The following is a 24,746-nucleotide window of genomic DNA, read 5'->3' as shown; positions in this document are numbered from 1 at the left end:
CTGCGTCAAACCCGGGGCGACTCCACGGATCGACGCAGCGCGATGGCCATCCGTTCGACCCCCTGGGTGATCATCGACGGCGAGGCGGCCAGGTTGATCCGCACCCATTGCCGGTGATCGGGGGAGAAGTTCTGGCCGGCCGAGAACGCCACCCGTCCGGCCTTCAGGAAATGCCGGTAGGGGTCGTCCAGGCCGAGTTCGGTGCAATCGACCCAGGCCAGGTAGGTGCCGGGCTGAGCCTGGTAGCGGGCACCCGGCACCAGAGCGTGCAGCAGGTCGCCGAGCAGCCGCTTGTTGGTGGCGATCTCGGCGCAGACCTGGTCGACCCAGTCCTGCCCCTCACGCAGCGCCGCGGCATGCGCGATCGCCCCCAGGTGGCCGGTCGAGCCGTAGGCGAGCGGAGGCAGGTTGCGCAGCAGCGCACCAGCCTCGGTGCCCACGATGTACAGCCCGGCCTTGAAGGCGGCCAGATTCCAGGACTTGCCCGCCGAGGTGACGACGGCCGCGTTCTGGGCCGCCGGCACGCTGAGCGTCGGCACGAACTCGGTAGCGGGGTCGACCAGCCAGGCGTGGATCTCGTCCACCACCAGCTGGACGCCGTGCGCCGTGCACAGTTCGGCGACCGCGGTCAGCTCCTCGGCGGTGTGCACGGTACCGGTCGGATTGTGCGGCGAGCACAGTAGGAAGGCGGTGACGTCGGGAGCGGCGAAGGCCTCGGCCAGGGCGTCCAGATCGAGCCGTCCCTCAGCAGTCAGCGCGACCGGAACGGTGCGCCGCCGATAGCCGCTGGTGACCTGCCAGAACGGGGGATACACCGGTGCGGTGATGACGATGCCGTCACCGGGATCGGTGGTGGCCTCCAGCACGCACAGCACCGCGTTCATCACGTCGCCGCCGTTGCGCACCTGGCTGGGGGCCAGCTCCAGGCCCCAGCGGGCGGCGGCGGAAGCCCGGTAGGCGTCGGCGTAGTCGGTGCCGTAGGGGTAACCGGTGTCGCCGCGGTCGAGGGCGGCGTCCAGGCTCTCCCGGACGGCGGGCAGCACGGCCGAATCCATCTCCGCGACCCACATCGGCAGCACGTCCGATTCGTAGGTGCACCACTTCAGGCTGCGTCGCTGTCGCAATTCCGCCTCGGTCAGGGAGAAGATCGTCATAGCTGCATTCTGGCGGCTCGCCCGAGCTCTGGGCGCAAGGTCTCGACAGGAAGGTAGTGACGATGGCCCGGTACTTCGACGTCCACCCCGACAATCCGCAACCCCGTTCGCTCGGCCAGATCGCCGGCATCCTCCGCGACGGAGGCTTGGTGGCCTACCCGACCGACTCCGGCTACGCGTTGGGCTGCGTGATGGGTAACCGTTCCGGGCTGGATCGCATCCGGGAGTTGCGCGACCTGGACGCCAAGCACAACTTCACCCTGGTGTGCAGCGAGTTCGCCCAGCTGGGCCAGTACGTGCAGATGAGCAACGACGTCTTCCGGGCCATCAAGGCGGCCACGCCCGGCGGCTACACGTTCATCCTGAAGGCGACCCGCGAAGCACCGAAGGTGATGCTGCAGCCGAAACGGAAGACCGTCGGCGTCCGGCTCCCGGCGCACGTGACCGCGCTGGCCCTGCTGCACGAACTGGGCGAGCCGCTGATGTCCAGCACCCTGCTGTTGCCCGGCCAGACCGATCCGATGTCGGACGGCTGGACGGTCAACGATGAGATCGGCCAGGCCCTGGACGCCGTCGTCGATTCGGGCGACTGCGGCACCGAGCCGACCAGCGTGATCGACCTGAGCGGCGACGAGATCGAGATCATCCGGCGCGGCTCGGGCGACGTCAGCCTCTTCGAGGGCTGAGCCGCCGGAGATGCGCCGCGGTCAGGAGGCGGACTTGCTCGCCTCGTCATCGGGTTGGACGTCTTCGGGATCGAAACGGATGTAGTCGCTGGAGAAGCCGTGCCGCATGCCCCAGGAGACCGCCTGGGAACGCCGCACCACCCCGATCTTCCGGTACGCCGAACGGATGTAGCTCTTCACCGAGTTGGGGCTGAGGTACATGCCCTGGGCGATCTCGGCGTTGGGCAGCCCGTGGGTGATCAGTGCGATCACCTCGCTCTCGCGATAGGACAGCCCCTCTTCACGACCGGGCCAGTTGCCGCCGGTGGGGTTCGCCGACTTCGGTGCCGGGCTGACCACCATCCGGCCGGCATGCACCTGTTCCAGTGCCTCGACCAGCACCCGCGCCGGGAGCGTCTTCGACAGGTAGCCGGCAATGCCCTGCTGGCGGGCGCGTTCGACGAGAGCGCGCTGGAAGTTCCAGGTGTAGATCACCGTCCGGCCGACCAGCGGGTTGGCCAGCACACCCTCGATGCGCGGGCTGTCGGGTGGCAGTTGGCCGAAGCTGTCGTAGAGCGCGATGTCGACCGGTTCGCGCACCTCGCGGCCGGCGACCAGCTTCACCACCTGGACGCGGTCGGTGTAGTTGGCGAACATGTGCAGCAGGCCGGTGACCACCACTTCGTAGTCGTTGACCAGTGCGACTCTGATCGGCTTGCTGTGCACGCGGTCAGTATTCCACTACGGCCCGACATGCCTGCGCGGCGGGCCCGGAATGTCCGTGCCCGCCGCGCAGAATGGTGTCAGCCCTCGTCGGCGTGGAGATCTTCCTCGGGGTCGACGTACTTCTTCTTCTTTTTGCCCTTGACCAGGCCGTTGGTGACGTCGGGCACCTCGTACTGCAGACCGCGGTCGGTGCGCTGGTAGCCCGTCGACGGCGGGCGCTCCGGCAGCGTCAGCTCGGGCCGCTCGATCTTCTGGTACGGAATCGACGACAGCAGGTGCGCGATCATGTTGATCCGGGCACGCTTCTTGTCCTCGGACTCGACGACATTCCAGCGGGCCTCGGGAATGTCGGTGTGCACGAACATCTCGTCCTTGGCCCGGGAGTAGTCCTCCCACCGGGTCAGCGACTCGAGATCGGTCGGCGACAGCTTCCACTGCCGCATCGGATCGGTCAGTCGCGACTTGAACCGCTTCTCCTGCATCTTGTCGGACACCGAGAACCAGTACTTGCGCAGCATGATGCCGTCTTCGATCAGCATGCGCTCGAAGATCGGGCACTGGCGCAGGAAGCGCCGATGCTGTTCGGTCGTGCAGTAGCCCATGACCCGCTCCACGCCTGCCCGGTTGTACCAGGACCGGTCGAACAACTTGATCTGGCCCGCGGACGGCAGGTGCTGGATGTACCGCTGGAAGTACCACTGCGACTGCTGCCGCTCAGTCGGTGCCGGCAGCGCCACCACCTGAGCGATCCGGGGGCTGAGGTACTCGGTAATCCGCTTGATCGCGCCGCCCTTACCCGCTGCATCGCGACCTTCGAACACCACCACCAATCGCTTGCCCTCGGTACGCAACCATTCCTGCATCTCTACCAGTTCCGACTGCAACCGCAGCAGCTCGGCTTCGTAGAGTTCGTTATCCAGCTTCGGGAGTTTCGCCATGGGCGTATCGTGCCGTATCCGGCCGCGGGCCACCAGCACTCCGCCAAATTGCGTTCAGTTCTTGTACATCCGCTTGTCAGTGAACCGACGGCATTTCGTCGCTGGGTTCTGGTGTGCGCAGGAATCCGGTCGCCACGATGGCGAGCAGCCACACCGCACCCGCTCCCAGGAAGGCCAGGTGCGAGCCGTACAGCAGGCTCTCCTCGACACCGGCACCGGTGGCTTTGTGCGCGTCCGACTGGGCGGCGAAGACGGTGACGAAGACGGCGGTGCCGAAGGCGCCGGCCAGCTGCTGCACCGTGCCCACGATGGCTGAACCATGGGTATAGAGCTGGCGGGGCAGCGAGCCGAGCGCGATGGTGAACAGCGGCGTGAACATGAAGGCGAAGGATGCGCTCATCGCCATGTGGCAGGCCAGCACGAACCACCAGGGGGTGTCGGGCTGAATGGTGGACAGCAGCCAGAACACACCCGCCACCACGATGGAGGCCGGCAGCATCAGCGGCCGGGCGCCGACCCGGTCGAACAGCCGGCCGACGATCGGGCCGAGCAGGCCCATCAGCACACCGCCCGGCAGCAGCATCAGGCCGACGCTCAGGGCGGGCAGATGCAGCGCCTGCTGCAACAACAGCGGCAGCATGATGACGGTGCCGAACAGGGCCATCATGGCCAGCGACATCACGATCACGCTGATCGAGAACGAACCGTGCTGGAACGCTCGAAGGTCGAGCAGCGCGCGGTCGTCGCGGGCCAGGATCACCTGGCGCCACAGGAAGGCGATCAGCGCGAGCACGCCGACCGCGAAGGCGACGGCCACCTCGGCCGCGGGCACGGAGCTGTCCCCGATCAGGCTGAGCCCGTAGACCAGGCCGCCGAAGCCGAGCACCGTCAGCGGGATCGACAGCACATCCAGCGGGACGCGGACCGTCTCGTTGACGTTGGTGATCCGCAGTGCACCGATGATCAGCATGGCCAGCCCGATCGGCACCATGACGCCGAAGACCCCGCGCCAGCTGGTGAACTGCAGGACGAGGCCGGCCATGGTGGGTCCGAGAGCGGGAGCCACCGAGATCACCAGCGAGATGTTGCCCATCACCGCACCGCGGTGAGCGGGCGGAACGAGCTGCATGATCGTCGTCATCAGCAGCGGCATCATGATCGCGGTGCCGCTGGCCTGGACGATCCGTCCGGCCAGCACCAGCGGGAAGGTGCCGGCCAGCCCGCAGACCAGGGTGCCGGTGGTGAACAGGCTCATGGCAAGGATGAACGCGGCCCGGGTCGGGATGCGTTCCAGCAGCCAGCCGGTGATCGGAATGACCACCGCCATGGTCAGCATGAACGAGGTGGTCAGCCATTGCACGCTGCGCTCGTCGACATGCAGGTCGCTCATCACCGAGGTCAGCGCGACGTTCAGCGCGGTCTCGTTGAGGATCACCACGAACGCGGCGATCAACAGGATCGTGATCACCGACCGGTCCCTGGGCGCCAGCCAATGTCTATCCGTTGCGTGCTCTGTCTGATTCATCCGTCGTCTCCCGTTCGCAGCCGAGCAACCTTACGGGCTCGCACCGGACGGCCCCAAATCGGCCGGGTGGACCTGGTGGTCGGCACCCGTCGAGACCTTGAACCGGAAAAGAACCGTCCTCATTCCGTCCAGGGGACGGTTCCTTCCGATGCAGTGCGGACGGCGGAATCGGTCAGGATCCGAGAAGCCCGGGCGATCGGCCGCTGGCTAGCCTCCTGCCCATGACCATTGCGATCTCCCGCTGTTTCGTGGCGGCGAACGACATCGACGCCGCGCTCACCTTCTACCGCGACCTTCTCGGCCTCGACGTGCTCAACGACGTCGGGCAGGAAGACTTCCGCTGGATCACCCTCGCGGCGTCCGGACAGGACGGCGTGGCGGTGGTGCTCAGCAATTACCTGGCCGACGCGCCGGCGGACGCCGAGGCGCTGCGCGGCCTGCTCACCAAGGGCGCGCTGGGCACCGTCCACTTCCGCAGCGGCGATCTGGACGGACTCTTCGCCCGGCTGGTCGAAGCCGGCGTCGAGGTGCTGGAGAAGCCGACCGATCAGTTCTGGGGGGTGCGCGACTGCGCCGTCCGTGACCCTTCCGGAAATGTGGTCAGGATCGACCAGGCCTGAGCAGCGACTCCAGCTCGGCGGTCAGGTTGGCCCGGGCCCGGGCCTCACGCCGGGCACCTGCCGGCGTGCGATAGATCGGGCCGGCCAGCCGGGCCGTCAACTGGTGCCGTCGGGCCTTCGCCCAGGCCGGCCCGTCGAGTCCGGTCTCGGTGCGCAGGTCGGACACCGACTGGGCGTACCGGTTCGGTTCGGCACCGAGCACCCACAGGTCGGCGTCGCAGACCACCGCGCCCGCCACATCGCCCGGTTCGGGCCGGTGATGGCGGGTGAGCAGCACCAGCCGGGTCGCTTCGGCCAGCTGAGGTTCGGGCAGCCGGCCGGTGAGCAGGCTGAGCAACAGCGCGGCCGAGGCGGCCTCGTCGACGCCCGGGGTGTTGGTGTGGACGGCGTCGTGGAACCACAGAGCCACCAGTTCGTCGCGACCCCCGCCGAGCCGGACGGCAGCCTCCAGGCATTCCTGCAGGTGCCGGACGTCGTGGTAGCGCCGATGCGGCTCGCGCCAGCCGGCCAGCACCGCCTGGGCGACCTCGGGCACCTCAGGGAGCGGCCAGCGGCTCAGAAGAGCTGGATCAGCCATAGCGCCAGTCCGGCGGATGCGCAGGCGAAGAGCACGCTCACGAAGGTGCCGATGATGAACCGTTCGGCCGCTCCGGTGCTGCTCGCCTTGAGTTCGGGGTAGCGGGCGAAACCCTTGAGGATCATCGCCACGGCCAGCCCTTCGGGGAAGCCGGCCAGCAGGGTCGCGAAGATGGCCAGCCGTTCGAGCATGCCGATCCACTGCCCGCCGCGCAGGGTGCCGGCCGCCTTGGTCAGCGGCGCGATCGGCTGCGCCGCGGACTCGTCGTCGCCCAATTCGGTGGCCCGGGAGCGTTCGGCCAGCCGGAACACGGCGGTGACCACCCGGCCACCGGCCAGCACGGCGAGCGCCGCACACACAGCGACGATCGCGGCCTTCGCCACAACAAGCCAGAACGTCACCACGCCACCCCCATCGCCTCGGCCAGCAGTGACTGGGCGAGTTCGGCGCCCAGCCTCGCCTCAGCGCGGGCAGCGCGGGCAGCGCGCTGCGAGACCGCGGACGGGCTGACGCCGAGGCGGTGCGCAGCCAGCTTGCCGCTGCCGGTCGCGTCCAACATGTCGATGACCTCCCATCCTTGTGCGGTGCGGCGACCGACCAGCGCCCGCAGCATCACCAGTGCTGCCTCGGCTCGTCGTACCGCAGTTTCACCATAGGGTCCGGCACTGACAGTTCCGGCGGCCACCAGGCGCAGGTTGGACGGCGCGGCCCGGGCCTCGTCGACGGCCGTCCGGGCCGCCAGGTAGGCAGCTCCGCGCGCAGCCCTGGTCGAGTCGGGTAGTGGCTGGTCGACGGGCCCGAGGCCGATCCCGACGTGCCAGTCGTCGAGCCGGGTGAGGGCGAGCATGATGTCCACGACGGCTCCGGGATCGCCGGTAAGGGCCTGGATCTCGTCGCCGGCGGTGCGTTCGAACGGCAACGCAAGCCGGTCGCCGGCGACCGCGTCCAGGGTGCTGAGAGCGGCGGGCACCCGGTCGGCGGCCCGCCTGCTGTTGCGCTGATCGGCAGTCACCACCGCCCAGATTGTTAAGTCCGGACCCTTCATCGTCATCGATTCAGTGTGCAGCCTGAATCGAGTGCTGTCCAGTACCGGGAACCTCACCCGTAGGGGTGGCATTGCGCGTAGTCAGGGGTTCTTCAGGGCCTCTGCTGGGTACCTCGCGCCTACAGTGGAAACAGCTAGAACTGCCACGAGACAAGGAGCGACAGCCAATGTTGAGTTGGGGATTTCTGGGTTGGATCATTCTCGGCGGAATCGCCGGATGGATCGCCAGCAAGATCATGAAGACCGATGCCCAGATGGGCATCGTGCTGAACATCATCGTCGGAATCGTCGGAGGACTGTTGGGCGGCTGGATCCTCAGCGCGTTCGGCGTCGACGTGTCCGGCGGCGGGTTGATCTTCAGCATGCTCACCGCGATCGGTGGCGCGGTGATTCTGTTGTGGTTGGTCGGACTGGTCACCGGACGCCGACGCTGACCTTCGCGAAAAGGGCCGGCAACCTTGAACGGTTGCCGGCCCTTTGCCGTCCCCGGGGGTGATTGCCACCGCCGCGGAGTGCGGGGAGCATGGCCGGTATGAACAACAGCTACGACGTCATAGTTCTCGGCGCCGGACCGGTGGGCGAGAACGTCGCGGACTACGTCGTCCGGGGCGGCGGCCTGACGGCAGCGCTGGTCGAGGTCGAACTGCTCGGCGGCGAATGCTCCTATTACGCGTGCATGCCGAGCAAGGCGCTGCTCCGGCCGATCGCGGTCGCCGCGACGACCCGCGACCTGCGCGGCGTCCGGCCCACGACGATCGACATCGATGCCGTCCTGGCCCGCCGCGACTATTGGGTGAGTGACTACGACGACGCCGGCCAGGCGTCCTGGGCAGCCTCGGCCGGTATCGAGGTGGTGCGCGGCTACGGACGGGTGGTCGGTGAGCGCCGCGTCGAGGTGGGGGAGCGGACGCTGACCGCCCGGCATGCGGTCGTGGTGGCCACCGGCAGCCGGCCCGCGATCCCGGCGGGGCTGGCCGGTGTGCGGCCCTGGACGAATCGGGACGTCACCGGTGTGGTGGAGGTGCCGCCACGGCTGGCGATCGTCGGCGGCGGGGTGGTGGCCTGTGAGGCGGCGACCTGGATGGCGGCGCTGGGTAGCCGGGTGACGATGCTGGTCCGGCACGGTTTGCTGGACCGTGTCGAGCCGTTCGCCGCCACCCTGGTGCGGGAATCGTTGCAGCAGGCCGGGGTGGAGATTCGGCTCGGCGCCTCCGTGCAGTCCGCGGAACGCGACGGGCACCATCAGGAGCGGCTCGGACGTCCGCACGGCGGCCCGGTCCGGCTCGCGGTCGACGGTGAGACGCTGGAGGTCGACGAGGTGCTGGTGGCGACCGGACGGGTGCCGAACATCGAGCCGTTGCCGAGCGGCAACCGCCCGGATTGGCTGCACCTGGTCGGTGACGTCTCGGGCGAACCGGCGCTGACCCACTGGGGCAAATACCGGGCCCGGTTGCTCGGTGCCCGGCTGCGCGCCGAGGCGCTGGGCCGTCCGGTCGCCGACGAGCCGGACAACGTGCCGGTGCCGCAGGTGATCTTCACCCATCCCGAGGTGGCCACGGTCGGCGCCACCCTCGACCAGGCACAAGCCGACGACCCGGACGCCCGCGCCCTCGACGTTGCGATGAGTTCCGCCGCGGGTGCGGCGCTGCTGGTCGACCATCCGATCGGTTCGGCGCGACTGGTGGTCGGCAGCGACGACCGGATTGTCGGGGCCACCTTCGCCGGCGTCGAGGTCGCGGAGTTGTTGCATGCCGCCACGGTGGCGATCGTCGGCGGGCTCACTGTGCAGCAGCTGTGGCATGCCGTGCCCAGCTACCCCACGGCGAGCGAGGTGTGGCTACGGCTGCTCGATCAGGCGATGGGCTGAGAGGGCCGGGTCAGCCGTTCTTCAGGGCGCCGGCCAGCATCGGGGTGAGCTTGTCCACCACGTAGGGCAGGCTGAGCGGAGAGGCGAAGTAGATGGCGCCGGCCAGCTCGCCGCCGGTGTAGAGCGAGCGGCCCGCCTGCACCGCGGTCAGCGAGCTGAAGCCGGGCACCTTCTCCAGCGCGGCCCGGTCGGCGTCCTTCTCGGTGCCCCAGAGCAGCACGTCGGCCGAGTTGAGCACACTGATCTTCTCCACCGGAATGTAGGCCTGCTCGCCGTCCTTCACGTAGGGATCGATCTCGGCGGGGATCTCGAAGCCGAGATCGGTCAGGAACTCGGTGCTGAGCCCCTTCGGGTAGGCGATCAGGCTGCCGTCGTAGACGGCGTTCTGCAGGAAGATGGCCTTCTTGCCGGCGAAGCTCGGATTGCCGGCCGCGGCATCGGTGAACTTCTGCTGGACGGAGTTCGTCAGCTGCTCACCTTCGGCGACTTTGCCGACCGCCTGGGCGATCGCCGCCAGCATCTCGGTCCAGGGCGAGAACCACATCGCGTCTGCGCGGGCATGGGCGATGGTCGGCGCGATCTTGGACAGCTTGGTGTAGTCGGCCTGCTTCATCCCCGAGTTGGGGCCGACGATCAGATCGGGCTTGAGCTTGGCGATCTCCAGGAACTGGAAGCCGTCGTCGTTCTTCAACACCTTGGGTTGTGCCGAACCCAGCGCCGCCTGCGCCCAGGGCCAGGTGGCGTAGGGCTGGTCGCCGTACCAGTCGGTGACGCCGATCGGAGTGACGCCGAGGGCGAGCAGGAAGTCCTGCTCGGTGACTCCGACCGAGACCACCTTGCTGGGCTGGCTCTCGATGACGGTGGAGCCGTAGGCGTGGGTGACGGTGGTGGGGAACCCGGCCGGCGTGCCGTCCGACGGCGCCGCGGACGGGGAACCGGAAGCGGCTGGCGCGGGGGCGGACCCACACCCCACCAGGCTCGCACCCGCGACACCCAGCGCCGCCAGGCCGAGGCCGCGGCGGCTCAGCTTGTGCGCCCATACCGAATCGTTGTGCCCCATTGCCCATCCTTCGTCGTCGCGATCAACGCAGCACACACTAATCGGACTTAGGTAAGGCAATCCAAAGTTTCTCGTACTGTAGGCGCGTGCCAGCGCCCACCACGACCCGCGACGTGCGGCGCGTCCCGGTTCGGGTGGGCGGCACCGCGCTGTCCAGGGCCACCGTGCTTCTTGCGATCGGCGCCCTGCTGGCCGCCTGCCTGGCCAGCCTGATGGTGGGGGCGAATCCGCTGAGCCCCGCCCAGGTATGGGCCGGCCTGCTCGGGCAGGAGCAGGAGGCGATGGACGTGGTCCGCGGCGGCCGGCTGCCCCGCACCGTGCTCGGACTGTTGATCGGATCCGCGCTGGGCGCGGCGGGGGCGGTGATGCAGTCGATCACCCGCAATCCGTTGGCCGACCCGCAGCTGCTGGGCGTGAACGGTGGCGCGGCCGCCGCGGTGGTGACGGCGATCAGCGTCTTCGGCATCACCCAGCCCGGTGGCTACATCTGGTTCGCGTTGATCGGCGCGGCGTGCGCGGCGGTGCTGGTCTATCTGCTCGGCACCGGACGCCGCAGCGCGTCCAACCCGGTGCGACTGCTGCTCGCCGGTGCCGCCGTCCAGGCCGCCCTGCAGTCCTATGTGGTGGCCACCATGCTGGCCGACCCGACCGCCTACTACAGCTTCCGGTACTGGGACATCGGCGCCCTGACCGGCCGGACCCTGGAGGATGTCGGCCCGGTGGTGTGGTTCCTGGCCGCCGGCCTGCTGGGCATGATGCTGCTGGCCCGCCCGCTCAACGCGCTGTCACTGGGCGAAGAGGCCGGACGCGCGCTGGGCGCCAACATTCCGGGCACCCGGACGGCGAGCGCGGCGGTGATCGTGATGCTGTGCGGGGCAGCCACCGCCGCCGTCGGCCCGATCGCGTTCGTCGGGCTGGCCGTCCCGCATCTGGCCCGGCTCACCGTCGGCGTCGATCACCGCACCATGCTGCCGGCGTCCGCGCTGCTGGGCGCATTGCTGCTGATCAGCGCCGACGTGGTCGGCCGGGTGATCGCCTGGCCGCAGGAGATCGGGGTCGGCATCATCACCGGAATCGTCGGGGCACCGGTGCTGGTCTGGCTGGTCCGCGCCCGGAGGGTCGGCCGGCTGTGACCACCTCCACCGATCTCGACCCGCGCCGGCGGCTCCCGGAACCGAGCACCCTGCGGCTCGGTCCGTGGCGGGTGCTCGCGTCATGGCGGGGCGCCCTGGTGACTCTCGTGCTGGTCTGCTGCGCGGTGCTGATCGTCTTCGCCACCCTCGGCACCGGACCGTTGCCGGTCAACCCGTCCGAAGTCCTCGACACCGTGCTGCGCCGCACCGACGAGTTCGACTTCGTGGTGCTCGACATCGGATTGCCGCGCGCCTGCGTCGGCCTGCTGGTCGGCGCCGGGCTGGGAGCGGCCGGCTCGCTGCTGCAGGCGTTGACCCGCAACCCGTTGGGCAGCCCCGACGTGATCGGCTTCGACTCCGGCGCCGCGGCCGGAGCACTGGTGGCGATGCTGACCTTCGGTATCAGCGATCGCACCGAGACGGCGATCTTCGCCATCGCCGGCGGGGGAGTCGCGGCACTGGTGGTCTTCCTGCTGTCGTCGGGGGCCCGGGGCACCGGCTACCGGATCATCCTGATCGGCATCGGGCTCGGCGCACTGCTCGACTCGGTGTCGGCGTATCTGCTCACCCGCAGCGGCGTCCGGGAGTCGATGGAGGCGACCCGCTGGCTGGTCGGCAGCCTGAACAGCAGCGACTGGCCGGACGTGATGGTGGCCGGCCTGGGCCTGCTGATCCTGCTGCCCGCCGCGATCGCGTTGGGGCGGCAGTTGCGGCTGGTGCTGCTCGGCCCGGAGGTGGCGTCCGCGTTGGGCGTCCGGCTGGGTTTCGTGACCGGGGCCACGCTGGCGGTGTCGGTCGGGTTGTCCGCGGTGGCGGTGCTGGCGGCGGGACCGATCTCGTTCGTGGCGCTGGCCGCGCCGCAGCTGGCGGCTCGCCTGGTGGGTCAGCGGCGGACGCCGTCCGTGGTGGCGTCGGCGGCGATGGGTGCAGTGCTGCTGACGGCGTCCGACCTGATCGGATCGCGCGCCTTCGGTGACACCGACCTGCCGGTCGGAGTGATCACCGGCGGAGTGGGCGGGGTGTATCTGGCGTGGCTGTTGTCCCGGGAATGGCGAAGGAGAATGTGATGAGCGGCGAGACGTCCAGGCTGGTCGCCGAGCAACTGGAACTGCGCTACGACGACCGGGTCGTGGTCGAGGGGCTCGACATCGCCGTCCCCGACGACCGGTTCAGCGTGATCGTCGGGCCGAACGCCTGCGGCAAATCGACCCTGCTGCGTGCCCTGGCGCGGATCCTGCGGCCGCACGCCGGGAAGGTGCTGCTGGACGGCCGGACGATCCACTCGATGCCGGCCAAGGAGGTGGCCCGCACGCTGGGCATGCTGCCACAGTCCGCCGTCGCGCCCGAGACCATCACCGTGCTGGACCTGGTCGGACGCGGCCGCTTCCCGCACCAGAGCCTGCTGCGACAATGGTCGGACGCCGACCAACAGGCGGTCGAAAAGGCGATGGACGCCGCCGGGGTGACCGAGCTGGCCGAACGCCCGGTCGATGAGTTGTCCGGCGGCCAGCGGCAGCGGGCCTGGCTGGCGATGGTGCTCGCCCAGCAGACCGAGATCCTGCTGCTGGATGAGCCGACCACCTTCCTCGACATCACCCATCAGCTGGACGTGCTCGACCTGTGCGCCGATCTGCGGGCCGACGGCTACACGATCGTCGCGGTGCTGCACGACCTCAACCACGCCGCCCGCTACGCCGATCACCTGATCGCGATGGCCGACGGCCGGATCGTCGCCGCGGGCACTCCGGACGAGGTGGTCACCCCCGAGCTGGTCGCCGAGGTGTTCGGACTGGCCTGCACGGTCGTCCCCGACCCGGCCACCGGCACCCCCATGGTGGTGCCCGCGGCCCGCACCCGCCGCCGGCGCTAAGGATGTGCTCATCAAAGCGCCTTCCCTCGTCATCCCGGACTTGATCCGGGATCTCTCCCGCCTGAGATCCCGGGATGACGCGAATGAACAGTGATCGTCCGGTTCCTGCTACTTCCAGCCCAGTTCGCGAGCCACGGCGACCAGGTTCTCGAACAGGTGAGCGTTGTAGTCGACGCCCAGCATGGACGGCAGCGCGAACAGCACGTAGTCGGCCTCCTGCACCGCCTCGTCGCCACGAAGATCGGCGACCACCTGCTCGGGCGGCCCGGCGAAGGTGGGCCCGGAGCGGGCGGTGGTGCCGTCCAGGAAGCCCACGCCCTCGCCGCCCCGCTCGAGCCCGAAGTAGGAGCGGTCCTCGGCGGTGGTCAGCGGGAACACGCTGCGGGTGACGGCCGCCTGCCCGCCGGAGGTGTGCCCGGCGGCGGCGAACGCCGTCCGGTAGTCGCGGACCTGATCGGCCTGCTGCAGATGGAACGGACGCCCGTCGTCGGCCAGCAGCAGGGTCGACGACAGCAGGTTGTAGCCCTGCTCACCGGCTCGGACGCCGGTGGCGTGGCTGCCCGAACCCCACCAGATCCGGCTGCTCAGGCCGGGGGAGAGCGGCCCGATCGGCAGGTCCGGTCCGCGTCCGGCAGCCAGCGCACGATGCGAGTGGGCCACCGGCTCGCCGGCGATCGCCCGGCGGAACAACTCGGCCCTGTCGTGGGTGACGGTGGCCCAGTCCTGCCCGTCTGCCAGCCGGTAGCCGAAGGCGGCCTGGCCGTCCGCGGCGGGCTCGGGGGATCCCCGGCTGATGCCGAGTTGCAGCCGTCCGTCGCCGATCAGGTCGGTGGCCGCCGCCTCCTCGGCCAAGTAGAGCGGATTTTCGTAGCGGAGATCTACCACGCCGGTGCCCACGTCGATGGTGGACGTCCGGGCCGCCATCGCGGCCAGCAGCGGGAAGGGTGCCGACAGGCTGTGGTCGAAGTGGTGCACCCGCAGCCAGGCGCCGTCCATTCCGGCGGCCTCGGCGGCGACGGCCAACTCGATGTGGTCGCGCAGCGCGTCGCCGGCGCTCCGCACCCGAGAGCCGGGAACGTCACGGTGGTGCCCGAAGGAGAGGAAACCGATCTTCTTGGTCATGGTCCCCATCCTTGCGCGCTCAGTGCGGCAGGTAGCGCCGCAGCCAGTTGTGCAGCGGGCCGGTCAGCGCGAGCAGGAACATCGGCAGATAGCTGAGCACGGGAAACACGATGGTGAGCAGATAGGCGAGCGCGAACAGCGCCGAGGCGATCGCGTCGGCGAGGATGCCGCTGCGCAGATTGGCGACCGGCATGTCGTGCAGTTCGGGGTGCCGCAGGGCGTACCAGCCGAGCACCGTCATCATCACGCTGGTCGCGAACAGCGAGCCGATGTACAGCGTCTTCTGCACCGGGTCGTTGTCCATCAGACCGACGATCGCGGTGGCGACCGGTAGCCAGACGATGGTGAACATCCACGCGATGGTGAGTACCAGTAGCCGTCCGGTGACCAGGTGGACGCGGTCGAACAGCCGGTGGTGGCTCAGCCAGAACGCGCCGATCAGCACGAAGCTCAACGCGAAACTGAACAGCTGGTCACCGTTCTCGGTGACCCATTCCGCGGCGTTGCCGCCTTCCCTGGCCACCTCGCTGACGCTCTCCATCAGCGGCAGGATCAGCAGTGTCATGGCGATCGCCACCACGGCGTCCGCGAACGCCTTCAGCCGCTCCGCGGAGGCCAGCCGGGACCGCTGGTTCTGCTCCGGCGGTGGGGTGGCGCCGCCTTCCTGGGTCCGATCCATACCCGGCATCCTGCCGCGCCAGGCGGGTGTTCGGAACCCGACTCGGCGGTGGTGTCGGTCAGGACGGCGGTTCGACCGGCCCGAAGAGGGCGTGCGGGGCGCCGGTGCTGAACGCCCAGTACCGCTCGCCGTAGGACCAGTGCCACCACTCGGTCGGGTAGTTGACCAGCCCGGCGTCGGTCAGCGTGCTCACCAGGATCGCCCGGTTCGCCGCCGCCTCGCGGGGCACCTGGGCGGCCGTGAAGCAGCTTCCCGAGCTCTGCTCAGGGGTGGCGTCCAGCGGCGATCCCAGATCGAGTTCGACGCCGTCCGTATCGCACAGGGTGAGATCGACGGCGCCACCGGTGCAGTGCGGGGCGACCTCAGGCGGCGCCACCCAGCGGGTGGCGAGGTGGTAGAGCCGCGGATCGGTGAGGCCGGGGTAGTGGGCACGCAACTCGTCGCGGTAGCCGTCCCAATAGCCCCGCTGCCGTGCCGGGCTGCGGAACGCCTCGACGATCAGCAATTCGATTCCGGACGGCAGCGCCGCGGCCGCGTTGGCCAGCCGCTCGGCCAAGCCGGCGCGGGCGTGATGCCAGCCGCCGGTGTGGTCGGCCTTGCGGGGGTCGATCCGCAGCCGCGGGATGGGACGCAGGTCGACCAGGGGTTCGTTCGACTCACGAACCTCGATCGCGGTGACGCGCGGGTCACCGATCAGCACGATGCCTGAGTCCGCCACCGGGTAAGTCTCGCACGCGGCATGGCGCGGCGCTCAGCCTCGATCGCCGGATCGAAGCTGAGCGCCGTGGAGGGTCACAACTTCTTCATGCAATACACGGTGCCGTTGCCCTTGTTCCGGCCCTCCCAGTAGACGCTGGTGGTGTCGGGGAACTCCTTGCAGGCGCCCATCCGTGCCGAGATCTGGCTCTGCTTCTCGACGATGCCGAGAATGGAGTACTGCGCGTCGGCTGAGCTGCAGTCGACGACCTTGACGTCGTCCTCGCCGACCTGCTGGACGCAGTCGCCGACCTTCATCGACGGGCTGTCGAAGACGCCGCTGCGCACGGCGATGCCGATGGCGATGGCGACGATCACTCCCACGATGGTGACCAGGAAGCGCTTGAGCACGCTCTTCTTCTGCGGTGCCGGCGGCTGGGGGGCGAAGGCTGCGGGCGGGTAGGTGCCGGGTGCGGCGTCCGGTGCCTGTGGCTGGCCGGCTGTGAAGGCCGGGTCGGCGCCCGGCGGGGGAGACTGCGGAGGTCCGGCGGGCGTTTGGGGCGCGTTGTTCTCGGGAGGTTGATTCGCGGTCATCGGGGGTGGTCCCTTCTTGGCAAGGCAAAAGATCGGCCGCCATTGTGTCAGCCCAGAGGGTCGGGCCAGCGCGGTGGATCTCGGAGCGGGCGCCACGACCGTAGGATTCGACCGAGGCGAGAGGACGGGTGATGTCGATAGAGCCGGAGATGCTCGAGACCGAGCGTCTCGTCCTTCGCCCCCAAGTCGTAAGTGATGCTGCCGTCTTCCATCAGTTGTGGACGGAGCGGGACGTCCGCGTGCCGCCGCATCGACAGTTGAGCTCCGATGGCCGTCCGACGGTGGCCGACATCGCGGCGCAGATTCAGGACGCGTCCGAGACCTCGAAGCCGGGACTGCTGACGGTGCAGCGTAAGGACGACGCCGCCGTGCTCGGCTATTGCGGGCTGGTGTTCACCGGGAACGGCGCACCCGACGAACCCGAGCTGGCTTTCGAGCTCCTCCGAGCCGTCCACAATCGTGGCTACGCCACCGAAGCCGGCCGGATCGTCATCGAATGGGCCCATCGGTCCGGCTATCCGCGCTTGTGGGCGACCGTTTGGGACTGGAACGTGGCCTCGCGGCGGGTTCTGCAGAAGCTCGGCTTCCGCGACACCGGAGAGACTCACGGCGAGTCCGTTCACGGTCGTAGTCTGCTGACTGTGCTCGATGTTGATCGACCTCAATGAAAGGGATTGTCCGATGACCCGCGTTCTGTTCGTGATCTCTGCCGCCAACGGCTGGACGTTGGCTGATGGCACCGTGCATCCGACTGGCTACTGGGCCGAGGAGGTCGCCGAGCCACATCGTGTGTTCAGCGAGGCGGGTTGGCGGATCACCATCGCCACACCGGGCGGTGTGGCACCCACGCTCGACGAGTTGAGTCTCGGCATCGCCGGAGGCCTGCCGGGGACTCGGAAGAAGATCCGGGCTTACCTGAACTCGATCACCGACGAGTTGAACCATCCGGTCAGCCTCGACGGTGTCGACGAGAGCGAGTTCGACCTGGTCTTCTACCCAGGCGGACACGGGCCGATGGAGGACTTGGCCGTGGACGCCGTCTCGGGTGCGTTGCTGACCCGCCGGCTGGCCTCCGGAAGGCCGCTGGCGCTGCTGTGCCATGCGCCCGCGGCGATCCTCGCTGCCACGAATCCCGACGGTACGAATCCCTTCGCCGGACGCCGCATGACCGGCCTGTCCAACACCGAAGAGCGCCTCAACAGCTTCGCCCGCAAGGCGAAATGGCTGCTGGAGGACCGGCTCGTCGAGGTCGGCGTCCGCTACGACAAGGCCCGGCTTCCGCTGCGCCCGCACGTGGTCGTCGACGGCAACCTGTACACCGGTCAGAATCCGCAGTCCGCGACGGCGCTCGCCACCAGGCTGGTCGAGGCGCTTTCGACACCGTCTACTTAGGGAACGCTGACCAAAGCTCGCCATCGTCCTCCCGGACTTGATCCGGGATCTCTTCCACCTTCAGATCCCGGGTCGGAGCCCGGGATGACGTGAATGCTCAGCCTCGAGGGCTGTCACCCTTGGAGGATCTGGCTGATTCCCTCGCGGTAGCCGGTAACGACGAAGTCGGGAAAGCGTCCGGTGAACTTCGAGCAGTCGAAGATGTTGTCTCCGCGGTAGCGGGGGAGCAGCTCGTACACCTCCCGCAACGGCTGGGCCAGCCGCCGGCCGATGCCGAAGACGAACCAGGGCAATACCGTGGACCGGATCCGGCGGCCGGTGACCTGCTCGGCGGTCCGGATCATCTCGGCATAGGTCGGACGCGCGGTGTCGACGGGCAGGTGCCAGGTCTGGCCGTAGGCGTCGGGGGAGTTGCCGATCAGCGCCATCGCCCGGCTGGCGTCCGGCGTCCAGATCAGCGAACGGTGTGCCTTGGCGTTCAGCGGAACGAAGGGCCGTTTGCCGGCCTTGATCCGGTCGAAGACCAGCGAGTTGGTCAGGCTCTTCGTCTTGGCCGGCCCGTAGAACTCGGGTGCGCGGCAGATCGCCGCGTCCACCGATCCGGACGCCATCGCGTCCAACAGCATGGTTGCGAGTTGCGCGCGGACCCGGCCCTTGCGTCCGTTGGGCTGGAACGCGGTCGTCTCGGTCTGCGGGGTCGTGGTGCCGGGATACATGTAGGTGTTGTCGAAGAAGACGAGTTTCGTGTCGTGTCTGGCGCAGGCGTCGATGACGTTGCGCATCATCACCGGAAACTGCCTCTCCCACAGCTCCGAATCCATCGGCAGGCCCACGGTCAGGTAGGCGATCTGGCTGCCCTCGACGGCCCGGCTCGTGGCCGCGGGGTCGGTCAGGTCGGCGCTCACCAACTCGTCGGTGTCGTGGACTTTCCTAGGACGGCGACTGACCAGCCGGATGTCCTGGGTGAAGTTCCGATACAACTCGCGAGTCAGCTCTTCGGCGATCTGCCCGTTGGCACCGAGCACCGTCTGCATCCGATTCACACCCTTCGTCACTATGAGGAATCACCATGGTGTCACTTGACCCGTGTGAAAGAGAGGAGTGCGAAGAACGTCCGCCCATGGCTTTCTGACATAATGTTGCTTATCGGACAGTTGTGCCGTCCGTCCCTAAGGGGTTAGTCGATGGATGCGGGCGTCCTCTCACGGGTCTTGACCAGGCTCGCAACGGTCGCCACTGCGATCGTCGCTCCGATGAACGTCAGCGAGAACCAGATCGGGATCTCCGGCGCCCAGGTGACCGGCTGCCCGCCGTTGACGAAACCGAGCTCGTTGACGTGCAACGCATGCAGCACCAGCTTCACGCCGATGAACGCCAGGATGACGGCGAGGCCCTGTGCGAGATAGACCAGACGCTGTAGCAGTTCGCCCACCAGGAAGTAGAGCTGCCGCAGGCCCATCAGGGCGAACGCGTTCGCGGTGAACACGATGTAGGGCTCCTCGGTCAGTCCGTAGATGGCCGGGATCGAGTCCAGAGCGAACACCAGGTCGACGAAGCCGATCGCGACGATCGTCAACAGCATCGGGGTGACCCAGCGCCGGCCGTCCTTGTGCACGGTCAGCTTGTCCCCGTGGTAGTCCTCGGTGACCGGGAGTACCCGCCGGACGAACCGCATGAAGCGGCTGTCGGTGGGATTGCCTTCGTGCCCGCCGCGGGCCTGCTGGTAGGCCAGCACGAGCAGGAAGGCTCCGAAGAGGTAGAAGACCCAGGAGAAGTTCTCGATCAGTGCGGCCCCGACGGCGATGAAGCCACCGCGCAGGACCAGAGCGATCACAATGCCGATCATCAGCACCTTCTGCTGGTAGATCTTCGGCACGGCGAAGCCGCTCATCACGATCAGGAAGACGAACAGGTTGTCGATCGACAACGCCTTCTCAGTGAGGTAGCCGGCGAAGTACTCGCCGCCGTAGGTCCAACCCGAGACGAGGCCGACCCCGACGCCGAACAACAACGCCAGCCCGATGTAGAAGGCGGACCAACGGGCGGACTCCCCCATCGACGGCGCATGTGGTTTCCGGACGTGGGCGAGGAACTCGTAGACGAACAGGGCGATGGTGACGGCAATGGTCACGGCCCAGACGAGCGGCGTGATCTGCAAGGGGGTGCTCCAACCTTGGTGTGACTGATCGACACCAAGGTCTCTTCCATTCCCGAGAATCAGGAACCGGTGGCCCGGGATGCAGGGCATCCGTAATGACGAACCGACCGTGGCGGAGTACTCCCCTTGGACCACCTAGCGTACGCAACGCCGGAGATTCGCTCAAACCGGCGCCCGGACCGGGGTGTTAGTCGAGGCAGAACTCGTTGCCCTCGGGATCGCGCATCACGATGAACCCGCCGCTGAACGGCGGCTCGGGCTCGAACCGTTGCACGCGGACGGCGCCGAGGGCTGTCAGCCGCTCGCACGACGCCTCCAGGGCCGTCATCCGCTCGTCACCGGCCAAGCCCGGCGCGGCACGGACGTCGAGGTGTACCCGGTTCTTGGCCTGCTTGCCCTCCGGCACCTGCTGGAAGAAGATCCGTGGACCGCGTCCCTCGGGATCGATCAGCGCCGAACTCGAGTTCCGCTGCTCGAGCGGCACCTGGGCGCGCTCCAGGAACTCGTCCCAGGCGTCCAGCGGGTCGACGCCGTCAGGCACCTCCACCCCGGGCGGGCCCGGATGGACGTAGTCGAGGACGTCGCGCCAGAAGATCGACAACGCCCGTGGATCGTGACAGTCGAAGGTGACCTGGAACTCGAGACTCATAGCGCGAGCTTAGAACATAGTTTCGATTAATGCTAGATGTCGGCGCCTAGCCGTACAGGTCGCGGCGTCGCACCTCGACCGCCCAGACGTAGCTGATCAGCCATCCGAGCAGCCAGCTCGGGGTGAGCCACGCCTGGATGCCCTGCGCGGTGGCGGCGCCCGGCACGGCGAGTAGGACGAACACCGCGCTGAGCACGACCCAGGTGACGTACCACCCGCTCATCGCCGACATCAGGATGCGTCGGCGTCCGATCTGAAACGACAGGACGGTGAGTGCGAACGGCACCACCATTGTCGACGTACTGCTCGGTACGACCACCGCACCCACGATCACCGGAACGATGCTGATCGCCAGCCACGCGACCCCGACCCAGATCGCGGTGGGCGACTCACCACGCAGATAGTGGCGGCGGACACGGCGGCGTGTGGCCGAGGGGTACACGGGCGGTGCCGTCGGGCGGACCGGTGGTGGGGTCTCCGGATAGGCCGGGCCGTATCCGCCGTGATGCGGCGGCTGGCCCTGTCCAGCCGCCTGGTGCGGGCTTGTCGGTGGATCCGGACGCCAGGGCGCCTCGGTGCCCCAGGAGTCTTCGAAAGATTGATCCTCGGCGACCATCGGGTCAGGCGCCTGTGCGGCCTCGCGCTCGGCCTGCAGCGTTGCGTCGTACGCGGCGCGGCGCGCCGGGTCCTTGAGTACATTCCAGGCGGTGGTCACCTCACTTGCGACCCGCTCGTCGCCGTCACCCGTGTCCGGATGGAAGGCCTTGGCCAGCCTGATGTAGTTGCGCCGGATCTGCTCGGCTGTTGCGTCCTGCGCTACGTGGAGCATGGCGTAGTAGTCGGGCGTAGGCATGGCTCAACGACCGCGGCCGATCGAGGCCGTCGGGTTGGTGAGCTGATAGACGAACTGCTCCACCTGCCACTTCCTCGAGCCGTCCTGACGACTGGCCAGCACCACGATGGCTTCGGACGCGTTGTGCTTGAGGGCGGTCACCGTCCAATAGACCGAGCCGTCCGAGCGTGAGTACCGCACCGCTTCGGCACAGAAGAGCTCTGGCGGATTGGCTCGCGCCTCGACACCCTCGCGCACCCGACCGGGCAGGAAGCTCAGCGCATGGTCGGCGTCCGACTCTCTCCCCTGCCTGGCCCCGCCGTCCGCGGCGGCGCGGGATTGCGCATCGTCGGCGACGTCACCGACCCGGCGTACCGGTGGCTGTGCCGCGGTCAGGGTCCGATAGATCGGTGCCGACCAGGGGCCCGCCACCTGAAACCGTCCGTCAGGTCGGGCCACCAGTTCGCGATGACTGCGAGCCAGCACTACACCGCTCGGGTCGGCCGCCCAGGCCTGCCGTCGCTTGTAGAAGCTGCCGTCGGATCGCCGCCGGGCACCGCTCTCTTCGACGGCCATGCTCACCGCCGGACGTCCCATCGACGATGGCCAGCGGACACCCATCTGGGCGGGCGTCAGGACGTCACCGGACCATTCCGCCGTTGTGACATCCCGTCCAGTACTGGGGTTGGCACGCGCACTCGGTGACGGGCGGGCCGGCGTCCCTTCGCTTCGGCGGATCAGGTTCGACATCTCGAAACTCCTTGCGGTGTCGATCCTGACGCTAGCAGGAGGCACCGACAAGGCTCCTGCTCACTCGAAGAGGATGTACTCCGGCTGGGGCTTCAGCTTCAGCACTTCCTTGGCGGTCATCAGCCGCTTCCCGGTCTGTACGTCCTCTTGGTAGAAGAGCTTGAAACCCGGATGCACATACGACGGCCGGGTCTTCATCACCCGCTGGTAGGTGCCGATCTTGGCGGCCGGTGCGCCGATGCCGTCGACCGAGTTGATGTAGACCACGCCCGGGTGCTCCTTGAGCGCCTTGGGCTGCTTCACGATGGTGACGTGCAGCTGGTGGAACAGCATCACCTTCTCGGGCAGGTTGTTGGCTGCGGTCAACTCCGAGAGATAGATGGCGACATCGTTGAGCTCTTTGCCGGTGGTGCTGCCGAAGACCCGGCCGGGCAGCTGTCCCTTGCCGACCGCCCATTCGGGGTCGAGCGCGACGCCGACGTTGGGGTATTTCAGCCACTTCTCGAAGTACTTCACTTCGTCGATGAAGTCGGCCCGGCCGGGTTGGATGTTGAGCAGCAGCATCGCCTTGTGCTTGGTCGCCATGTCGTGCCAGCGCTTGATCAGCGACTCCGGCGCCCGCGTCCGGTACATGCCGTCCTTGCCCGGCGAACCGTGCACGGTGACGGCGATCAACTCCATCACGGGCATCAGTTCGCGGCCGCCACGCCAAGCCTTGCCGCGCTGCTCGATCTCTTTCACCCGGGTTTCCAGGTCACCGATGCCGAGCCGCCCCTGCCCGGGGGCTCCCGGGTAGCCGGAGTAGCCGAACAGCCGGTAGCGCGGGAACAACTCCCGGCCGCCGCGCGGTAGTTCCAGCGCCGCGGGGGGCTCCGTGGTCTGCGGCGTCGACGGAGTACCTCCCGGCGAGCCTGACTCGGACGGCGTGGTGGCACGCCCCTGTGACGGCGGTGTCGTCTGGCCGGCGGGTGGGGCGACGCTGCAGCCGGCCAGCAGCACGACCATGGCGAAAGCGGCAAGACGATTCGAGGGCATTGCCCCATTCTTACAACGGCTCGCTCGGCGTCGCGCAGGTCGTCCGGCGGTTCGGCGGATCGATGTGTGGCGTTTTCCGGACGTAGTTCACCGGAGCCTCCGTGTGGTCTCCCCGGCGGCCGTCGACTCCAGAAACGCAACTGACCGGGCCCGCGACGCGGACCCGGTCAGAGACAGGTAGTAGGTGGCTGCTCAGAAGTTGATCATGTGTCCGGCGATGCCTTCGACGGCTTCCTTGAGCGCCTCGGACAGCGTCGGGTGGGCGTGGATGTTGCGGCCCACCTCGTCGGCGGTCAGATCCCACTGCTGGGCCAGGGTCAGCTCGGGCAGCAACTCGGTGACGTCGGGGCCGATCATGTGGGCGCCCAGGATCTCGTTGTGCTCGGCGTCCGCGACGACCTTGACGAAGCCGGTCGCGTCGCCCAGGCCGTGCGCCTTGCCGTTCGCCGAGAACGGGAACTTGGCGACCTTGACGTTGTAGCCGCGCTCCTTGGCCTGCTCTTCGGTGTAGCCGAACGAGCCGATCTGCGGCTGGCAGTAGGTGGCCCGCGGGATCATGTCGTAGTTGATCGGCATGGTCTCGGCGCCGGCGATCGTCTCGGACGCCACCACGCCCTGCGCCTCGGCGGTGTGCGCCAGGGCGAGCTTCATGGTCACGTCGCCGATCGCGTAGATGCCGGGCACGTTGGTGCGCATGTAGTCGTCGATCTTGATCGCGCCGCGCTCGGTGAGCTCGACACCGAGCTTCTCCAGGCCGTAGCCCTGGGTGCGCGGTGCGAAGCCGATGGACTGCAGCACCCGGTCGGCCTCGAGCACCTTCTGCTCGCCGCCCTTGGCCGGGCTGACGGTCACCTTCACCGATGATCCGGTGTCCTCGATCGCCTCCACCTTGGTGGAGGTGAGCACCTCGACGCCCATCTTCTTGTAGGCCTTGGTCAGTTCGCGGGAGATCTCGGGGTCCTCCAGCGGCACCATCCGGTCGAGGAACTCGACGATGGTCACCTTCACGCCGTAGTTGGCGAGCACGTAGGCGAACTCGGTGCCGATCGCACCCGAGCCGCAGATGATGATCGAACCCGGCAGGTTGTCGGCGAGGATCTGCTCCTCATAGGTGAAGACGCGAGCGCTGCGCGAGGTGCCGGGGATCATCCGGGTGGTCGAGCCGGTGGCGATGATGCAGTTGTCGAAGGTGACCGTCTCGGTGCCGGAGTCGGTCGCCACCTCGATGGTCTTGGCGTCGACGAAGGTGCCCCAGCCGTTGAGCTCGGTGATCTTGTTCTTCTTCATCAGGTAGTGGATGCCACCGACCATGCGGTTCGACACCTCACGGCTGCGCGAGAATGCCTTGCCGAAGTTGAAGGTGACCTCGCCCTCGATGCCGAAGAAGTCCTTCTCGTGGGTGAAGATATGCGCCAGCTCCGCGTTGCGGAGCAGCGACTTGGTCGGAATACAGCCCACGTTGAGGCAGACGCCGCCCCACCACTGCTTCTCGATGATGGCTACTTTCTTGCCAAGCTGCGCGGCGCGAATGGCGGCCACATAACCACCCGGGCCCGCTCCCAGGACAACGACGTCGAAGTGTGCGCTCATGAGCAGCACCCTAGTGGACCGCCTCCCCAGTTTTCAGCCTGCTGGACGCCCCGTGATCACCCTTGCCGC

Annotated in this window: 28 protein-coding genes; 9 read left to right on the top strand and 19 right to left on the bottom strand. The window is 68.1% G+C overall.

Going from position 1 to position 24,746, the window contains the following annotated elements:
• Positions 1–5 precede the first annotated feature (5 nt).
• Positions 6–1,154 carry a MalY/PatB family protein gene (locus tag QM624_RS15370; protein ID WP_415093349.1) on the bottom strand — a complete coding sequence of 383 codons (1,149 nt, stop codon included), beginning with the start codon at positions 1,152–1,154 and terminating at the stop codon, positions 6–8.
• Positions 1,155–1,216: 62 nt separating this feature from the next.
• Between QM624_RS15370 and QM624_RS15365 the strand changes: the two genes are divergently transcribed.
• A complete protein-coding gene (locus QM624_RS15365) occupies positions 1,217–1,840 on the top strand; it encodes an L-threonylcarbamoyladenylate synthase (protein WP_415093347.1) in 624 nt (207 codons plus the stop codon).
• A gap of 21 nt (positions 1,841–1,861) precedes the next feature.
• On the opposite strand, the gene QM624_RS15360 is transcribed toward QM624_RS15365, so the two are convergent.
• From QM624_RS15360 to QM624_RS15350, 3 genes are all read right to left on the bottom strand, one after another.
• Positions 1,862–2,545: a DNA-binding response regulator gene (locus QM624_RS15360; protein WP_415093345.1), complete on the bottom strand. Its 684-nt coding sequence runs from the start codon at positions 2,543–2,545 to the stop codon at positions 1,862–1,864.
• A gap of 77 nt (positions 2,546–2,622) precedes the next feature.
• On the bottom strand, positions 2,623–3,483 hold the full coding sequence (gene ppk2 / locus QM624_RS15355; protein ID WP_415093343.1) for a polyphosphate kinase 2: 861 nt from the start codon (positions 3,481–3,483) through the stop codon (positions 2,623–2,625).
• 76 nt (positions 3,484–3,559) lie between these two features.
• Positions 3,560–4,951: an MDR family MFS transporter gene (locus tag QM624_RS15350; protein ID WP_415093341.1), complete on the bottom strand. Its 1,392-nt coding sequence runs from the start codon at positions 4,949–4,951 to the stop codon at positions 3,560–3,562.
• A 278-nt stretch (positions 4,952–5,229) separates the two neighbouring features.
• On the opposite strand from QM624_RS15350, the gene QM624_RS15345 reads away from it, so the two are divergent.
• Positions 5,230–5,628 (top strand): VOC family protein, encoded by a 399-nt coding sequence (locus tag QM624_RS15345; RefSeq protein ID WP_415093338.1) that lies wholly within the window; start codon positions 5,230–5,232, stop codon positions 5,626–5,628.
• Here the strand turns inward: QM624_RS15345 and QM624_RS15340 are convergent.
• The 3 genes from QM624_RS15340 to QM624_RS15330 are packed head-to-tail and all read right to left on the bottom strand — an operon-like array spanning position 5,609 to position 7,256.
• Positions 5,609–6,205, bottom strand: a complete 597-nt coding sequence (locus QM624_RS15340; protein ID WP_415093336.1) for a metal-dependent phosphohydrolase — start codon at positions 6,203–6,205, stop codon at positions 5,609–5,611. The genes QM624_RS15345 and QM624_RS15340 overlap by 20 nt on opposite strands.
• Positions 6,184–6,606 (bottom strand): hypothetical protein, encoded by a 423-nt coding sequence (locus QM624_RS15335; RefSeq protein WP_415093332.1) that lies wholly within the window; start codon positions 6,604–6,606, stop codon positions 6,184–6,186. Before QM624_RS15335 ends, QM624_RS15340 begins: the two co-directional genes overlap by 22 nt.
• A complete protein-coding gene (locus tag QM624_RS15330; RefSeq protein ID WP_415093330.1) occupies positions 6,603–7,256 on the bottom strand; it encodes a hypothetical protein in 654 nt (217 codons plus the stop codon). Before QM624_RS15330 ends, QM624_RS15335 begins: the two co-directional genes overlap by 4 nt.
• 161 nt (positions 7,257–7,417) lie before the next feature.
• Here QM624_RS15330 and QM624_RS15325 point away from each other — a divergent pair, with 161 nt between their 5' ends.
• Both QM624_RS15325 and QM624_RS15320 read left to right on the top strand, forming a co-directional pair.
• A complete protein-coding gene (locus tag QM624_RS15325) occupies positions 7,418–7,684 on the top strand; it encodes a GlsB/YeaQ/YmgE family stress response membrane protein (protein ID WP_415093328.1) in 267 nt (88 codons plus the stop codon).
• Positions 7,685–7,782: 98 nt separating this feature from the next.
• The gene (locus tag QM624_RS15320) at positions 7,783–9,117 is read left to right on the top strand and encodes a dihydrolipoyl dehydrogenase family protein (protein ID WP_415093326.1); all 1,335 of its coding nucleotides are present in this window, start codon (positions 7,783–7,785) and stop codon (positions 9,115–9,117) included.
• A 10-nt stretch (positions 9,118–9,127) separates the two neighbouring features.
• Here QM624_RS15320 and QM624_RS15315 read toward each other — a convergent pair whose 3' ends face one another.
• The gene (locus tag QM624_RS15315) at positions 9,128–10,177 is read right to left on the bottom strand and encodes an ABC transporter substrate-binding protein (RefSeq protein ID WP_415093324.1); all 1,050 of its coding nucleotides are present in this window, start codon (positions 10,175–10,177) and stop codon (positions 9,128–9,130) included.
• Between the two features lie 86 nt (positions 10,178–10,263).
• Between QM624_RS15315 and QM624_RS15310 the strand changes: the two genes are divergently transcribed.
• The 3 genes from QM624_RS15310 to QM624_RS15300 are packed head-to-tail and all read left to right on the top strand — an operon-like array spanning position 10,264 to position 13,180.
• Positions 10,264–11,310 carry a FecCD family ABC transporter permease gene (locus tag QM624_RS15310; RefSeq protein ID WP_415093322.1) on the top strand — a complete coding sequence of 349 codons (1,047 nt, stop codon included), beginning with the start codon at positions 10,264–10,266 and terminating at the stop codon, positions 11,308–11,310.
• Positions 11,307–12,377, top strand: coding sequence for a FecCD family ABC transporter permease (locus tag QM624_RS15305; protein WP_415093320.1), 1,071 nt, complete (start codon positions 11,307–11,309; stop codon positions 12,375–12,377). The genes QM624_RS15310 and QM624_RS15305 overlap by 4 nt, the downstream gene beginning before the upstream one ends.
• Positions 12,377–13,180 (top strand): ABC transporter ATP-binding protein, encoded by an 804-nt coding sequence (locus tag QM624_RS15300; protein WP_415093318.1) that lies wholly within the window; start codon positions 12,377–12,379, stop codon positions 13,178–13,180. The genes QM624_RS15305 and QM624_RS15300 overlap by 1 nt, the downstream gene beginning before the upstream one ends.
• A gap of 108 nt (positions 13,181–13,288) precedes the next feature.
• Here QM624_RS15300 and QM624_RS15295 read toward each other — a convergent pair whose 3' ends face one another.
• The 4 genes from QM624_RS15295 to QM624_RS15280 form a co-directional block, all read right to left on the bottom strand.
• Positions 13,289–14,302, bottom strand: coding sequence for an LLM class flavin-dependent oxidoreductase (locus QM624_RS15295; RefSeq protein ID WP_415093314.1), 1,014 nt, complete (start codon positions 14,300–14,302; stop codon positions 13,289–13,291).
• A gap of 19 nt (positions 14,303–14,321) precedes the next feature.
• Positions 14,322–14,981, bottom strand: a complete 660-nt coding sequence (locus QM624_RS15290) for a TMEM175 family protein (protein WP_415093312.1) — start codon at positions 14,979–14,981, stop codon at positions 14,322–14,324.
• A gap of 58 nt (positions 14,982–15,039) precedes the next feature.
• Positions 15,040–15,699: a M15 family metallopeptidase gene (locus tag QM624_RS15285; protein WP_415093310.1), complete on the bottom strand. Its 660-nt coding sequence runs from the start codon at positions 15,697–15,699 to the stop codon at positions 15,040–15,042.
• A 74-nt stretch (positions 15,700–15,773) separates the two neighbouring features.
• A complete protein-coding gene (locus QM624_RS15280) occupies positions 15,774–16,271 on the bottom strand; it encodes a hypothetical protein (RefSeq protein WP_415093308.1) in 498 nt (165 codons plus the stop codon).
• A 149-nt stretch (positions 16,272–16,420) separates the two neighbouring features.
• On the opposite strand from QM624_RS15280, the gene QM624_RS15275 reads away from it, so the two are divergent.
• On the top strand, positions 16,421–16,939 hold the full coding sequence (locus tag QM624_RS15275; protein WP_415093306.1) for a GNAT family N-acetyltransferase: 519 nt from the start codon (positions 16,421–16,423) through the stop codon (positions 16,937–16,939).
• A gap of 13 nt (positions 16,940–16,952) precedes the next feature.
• On the top strand, positions 16,953–17,663 hold the full coding sequence (locus QM624_RS15270) for a type 1 glutamine amidotransferase domain-containing protein (protein ID WP_415093304.1): 711 nt from the start codon (positions 16,953–16,955) through the stop codon (positions 17,661–17,663).
• A 113-nt stretch (positions 17,664–17,776) separates the two neighbouring features.
• Here the strand turns inward: QM624_RS15270 and QM624_RS15265 are convergent, their stop codons facing one another.
• The 7 genes from QM624_RS15265 to lpdA form a co-directional block, all read right to left on the bottom strand.
• Complete coding sequence (locus QM624_RS15265) at positions 17,777–18,697, bottom strand: NAD-dependent epimerase/dehydratase family protein (RefSeq protein ID WP_415093302.1); 921 nt, start codon at positions 18,695–18,697, stop codon at positions 17,777–17,779.
• A gap of 143 nt (positions 18,698–18,840) precedes the next feature.
• Positions 18,841–19,821, bottom strand: a complete 981-nt coding sequence (locus QM624_RS15260; RefSeq protein ID WP_415093300.1) for a TerC family protein — start codon at positions 19,819–19,821, stop codon at positions 18,841–18,843.
• A 187-nt stretch (positions 19,822–20,008) separates the two neighbouring features.
• Complete coding sequence (locus QM624_RS15255; RefSeq protein ID WP_415093298.1) at positions 20,009–20,470, bottom strand: VOC family protein; 462 nt, start codon at positions 20,468–20,470, stop codon at positions 20,009–20,011.
• Positions 20,471–20,516: 46 nt separating this feature from the next.
• Positions 20,517–21,323, bottom strand: a complete 807-nt coding sequence (locus QM624_RS15250; protein WP_415093296.1) for a J domain-containing protein — start codon at positions 21,321–21,323, stop codon at positions 20,517–20,519.
• Positions 21,324–21,326: 3 nt separating this feature from the next.
• Positions 21,327–21,884 (bottom strand): hypothetical protein, encoded by a 558-nt coding sequence (locus QM624_RS15245; protein WP_415093294.1) that lies wholly within the window; start codon positions 21,882–21,884, stop codon positions 21,327–21,329.
• A 228-nt stretch (positions 21,885–22,112) separates the two neighbouring features.
• Complete coding sequence (locus QM624_RS15240; RefSeq protein ID WP_415093292.1) at positions 22,113–23,087, bottom strand: hypothetical protein; 975 nt, start codon at positions 23,085–23,087, stop codon at positions 22,113–22,115.
• 192 nt (positions 23,088–23,279) lie between these two features.
• Entirely contained in the window at positions 23,280–24,677 is a 1,398-nt protein-coding gene (gene lpdA, locus QM624_RS15235; protein WP_415093290.1) for a dihydrolipoyl dehydrogenase, read from the bottom strand.
• Between the last annotated feature and the right edge of the window lie 69 nt (positions 24,678–24,746).

Source organism: Micropruina sp. (assembly GCF_047606365.1).
Lineage (GTDB): Bacteria > Actinomycetota > Actinomycetes > Propionibacteriales > Propionibacteriaceae > Micropruina.
Note: the sequence above shows the minus strand (reverse complement) of the source record. Positions and strands in the feature narration are given on the sequence as shown.

What these genes read in the sequence shown, in the direction of transcription:
- QM624_RS15370 (WP_415093349.1), bottom strand. Translation starts at nt 1,154, where the DNA reads ATGACGATCTTCTCCCTGACCGAGGCGGAATTGCGACAGCGACGCAGC.
- QM624_RS15365 (WP_415093347.1), top strand. Translation starts at nt 1,217, where the DNA reads ATGGCCCGGTACTTCGACGTCCACCCCGACAATCCGCAACCCCGTTCG.
- ppk2 (WP_415093343.1), bottom strand. Translation starts at nt 3,483, where the DNA reads ATGGCGAAACTCCCGAAGCTGGATAACGAACTCTACGAAGCCGAGCTG.
- QM624_RS15345 (WP_415093338.1), top strand. Translation starts at nt 5,230, where the DNA reads ATGACCATTGCGATCTCCCGCTGTTTCGTGGCGGCGAACGACATCGAC.
- QM624_RS15340 (WP_415093336.1), bottom strand. Translation starts at nt 6,205, where the DNA reads ATGGCTGATCCAGCTCTTCTGAGCCGCTGGCCGCTCCCTGAGGTGCCC.
- QM624_RS15330 (WP_415093330.1), bottom strand. Translation starts at nt 7,256, where the DNA reads ATGACGATGAAGGGTCCGGACTTAACAATCTGGGCGGTGGTGACTGCC.
- QM624_RS15325 (WP_415093328.1), top strand. Translation starts at nt 7,418, where the DNA reads ATGTTGAGTTGGGGATTTCTGGGTTGGATCATTCTCGGCGGAATCGCC.
- QM624_RS15320 (WP_415093326.1), top strand. Translation starts at nt 7,783, where the DNA reads ATGAACAACAGCTACGACGTCATAGTTCTCGGCGCCGGACCGGTGGGC.
- QM624_RS15315 (WP_415093324.1), bottom strand. Translation starts at nt 10,177, where the DNA reads ATGGGGCACAACGATTCGGTATGGGCGCACAAGCTGAGCCGCCGCGGC.
- QM624_RS15300 (WP_415093318.1), top strand. Translation starts at nt 12,377, where the DNA reads ATGAGCGGCGAGACGTCCAGGCTGGTCGCCGAGCAACTGGAACTGCGC.
- QM624_RS15295 (WP_415093314.1), bottom strand. Translation starts at nt 14,302, where the DNA reads ATGACCAAGAAGATCGGTTTCCTCTCCTTCGGGCACCACCGTGACGTT.
- QM624_RS15290 (WP_415093312.1), bottom strand. Translation starts at nt 14,981, where the DNA reads ATGGATCGGACCCAGGAAGGCGGCGCCACCCCACCGCCGGAGCAGAAC.
- QM624_RS15280 (WP_415093308.1), bottom strand. Translation starts at nt 16,271, where the DNA reads ATGACCGCGAATCAACCTCCCGAGAACAACGCGCCCCAAACGCCCGCC.
- QM624_RS15275 (WP_415093306.1), top strand. Translation starts at nt 16,421, where the DNA reads ATGCTCGAGACCGAGCGTCTCGTCCTTCGCCCCCAAGTCGTAAGTGAT.
- QM624_RS15270 (WP_415093304.1), top strand. Translation starts at nt 16,953, where the DNA reads ATGACCCGCGTTCTGTTCGTGATCTCTGCCGCCAACGGCTGGACGTTG.
- QM624_RS15265 (WP_415093302.1), bottom strand. Translation starts at nt 18,697, where the DNA reads ATGCAGACGGTGCTCGGTGCCAACGGGCAGATCGCCGAAGAGCTGACT.
- QM624_RS15255 (WP_415093298.1), bottom strand. Translation starts at nt 20,470, where the DNA reads ATGAGTCTCGAGTTCCAGGTCACCTTCGACTGTCACGATCCACGGGCG.
- QM624_RS15250 (WP_415093296.1), bottom strand. Translation starts at nt 21,323, where the DNA reads ATGCCTACGCCCGACTACTACGCCATGCTCCACGTAGCGCAGGACGCA.
- QM624_RS15240 (WP_415093292.1), bottom strand. Translation starts at nt 23,087, where the DNA reads ATGCCCTCGAATCGTCTTGCCGCTTTCGCCATGGTCGTGCTGCTGGCC.
- lpdA (WP_415093290.1), bottom strand. Translation starts at nt 24,677, where the DNA reads ATGAGCGCACACTTCGACGTCGTTGTCCTGGGAGCGGGCCCGGGTGGT.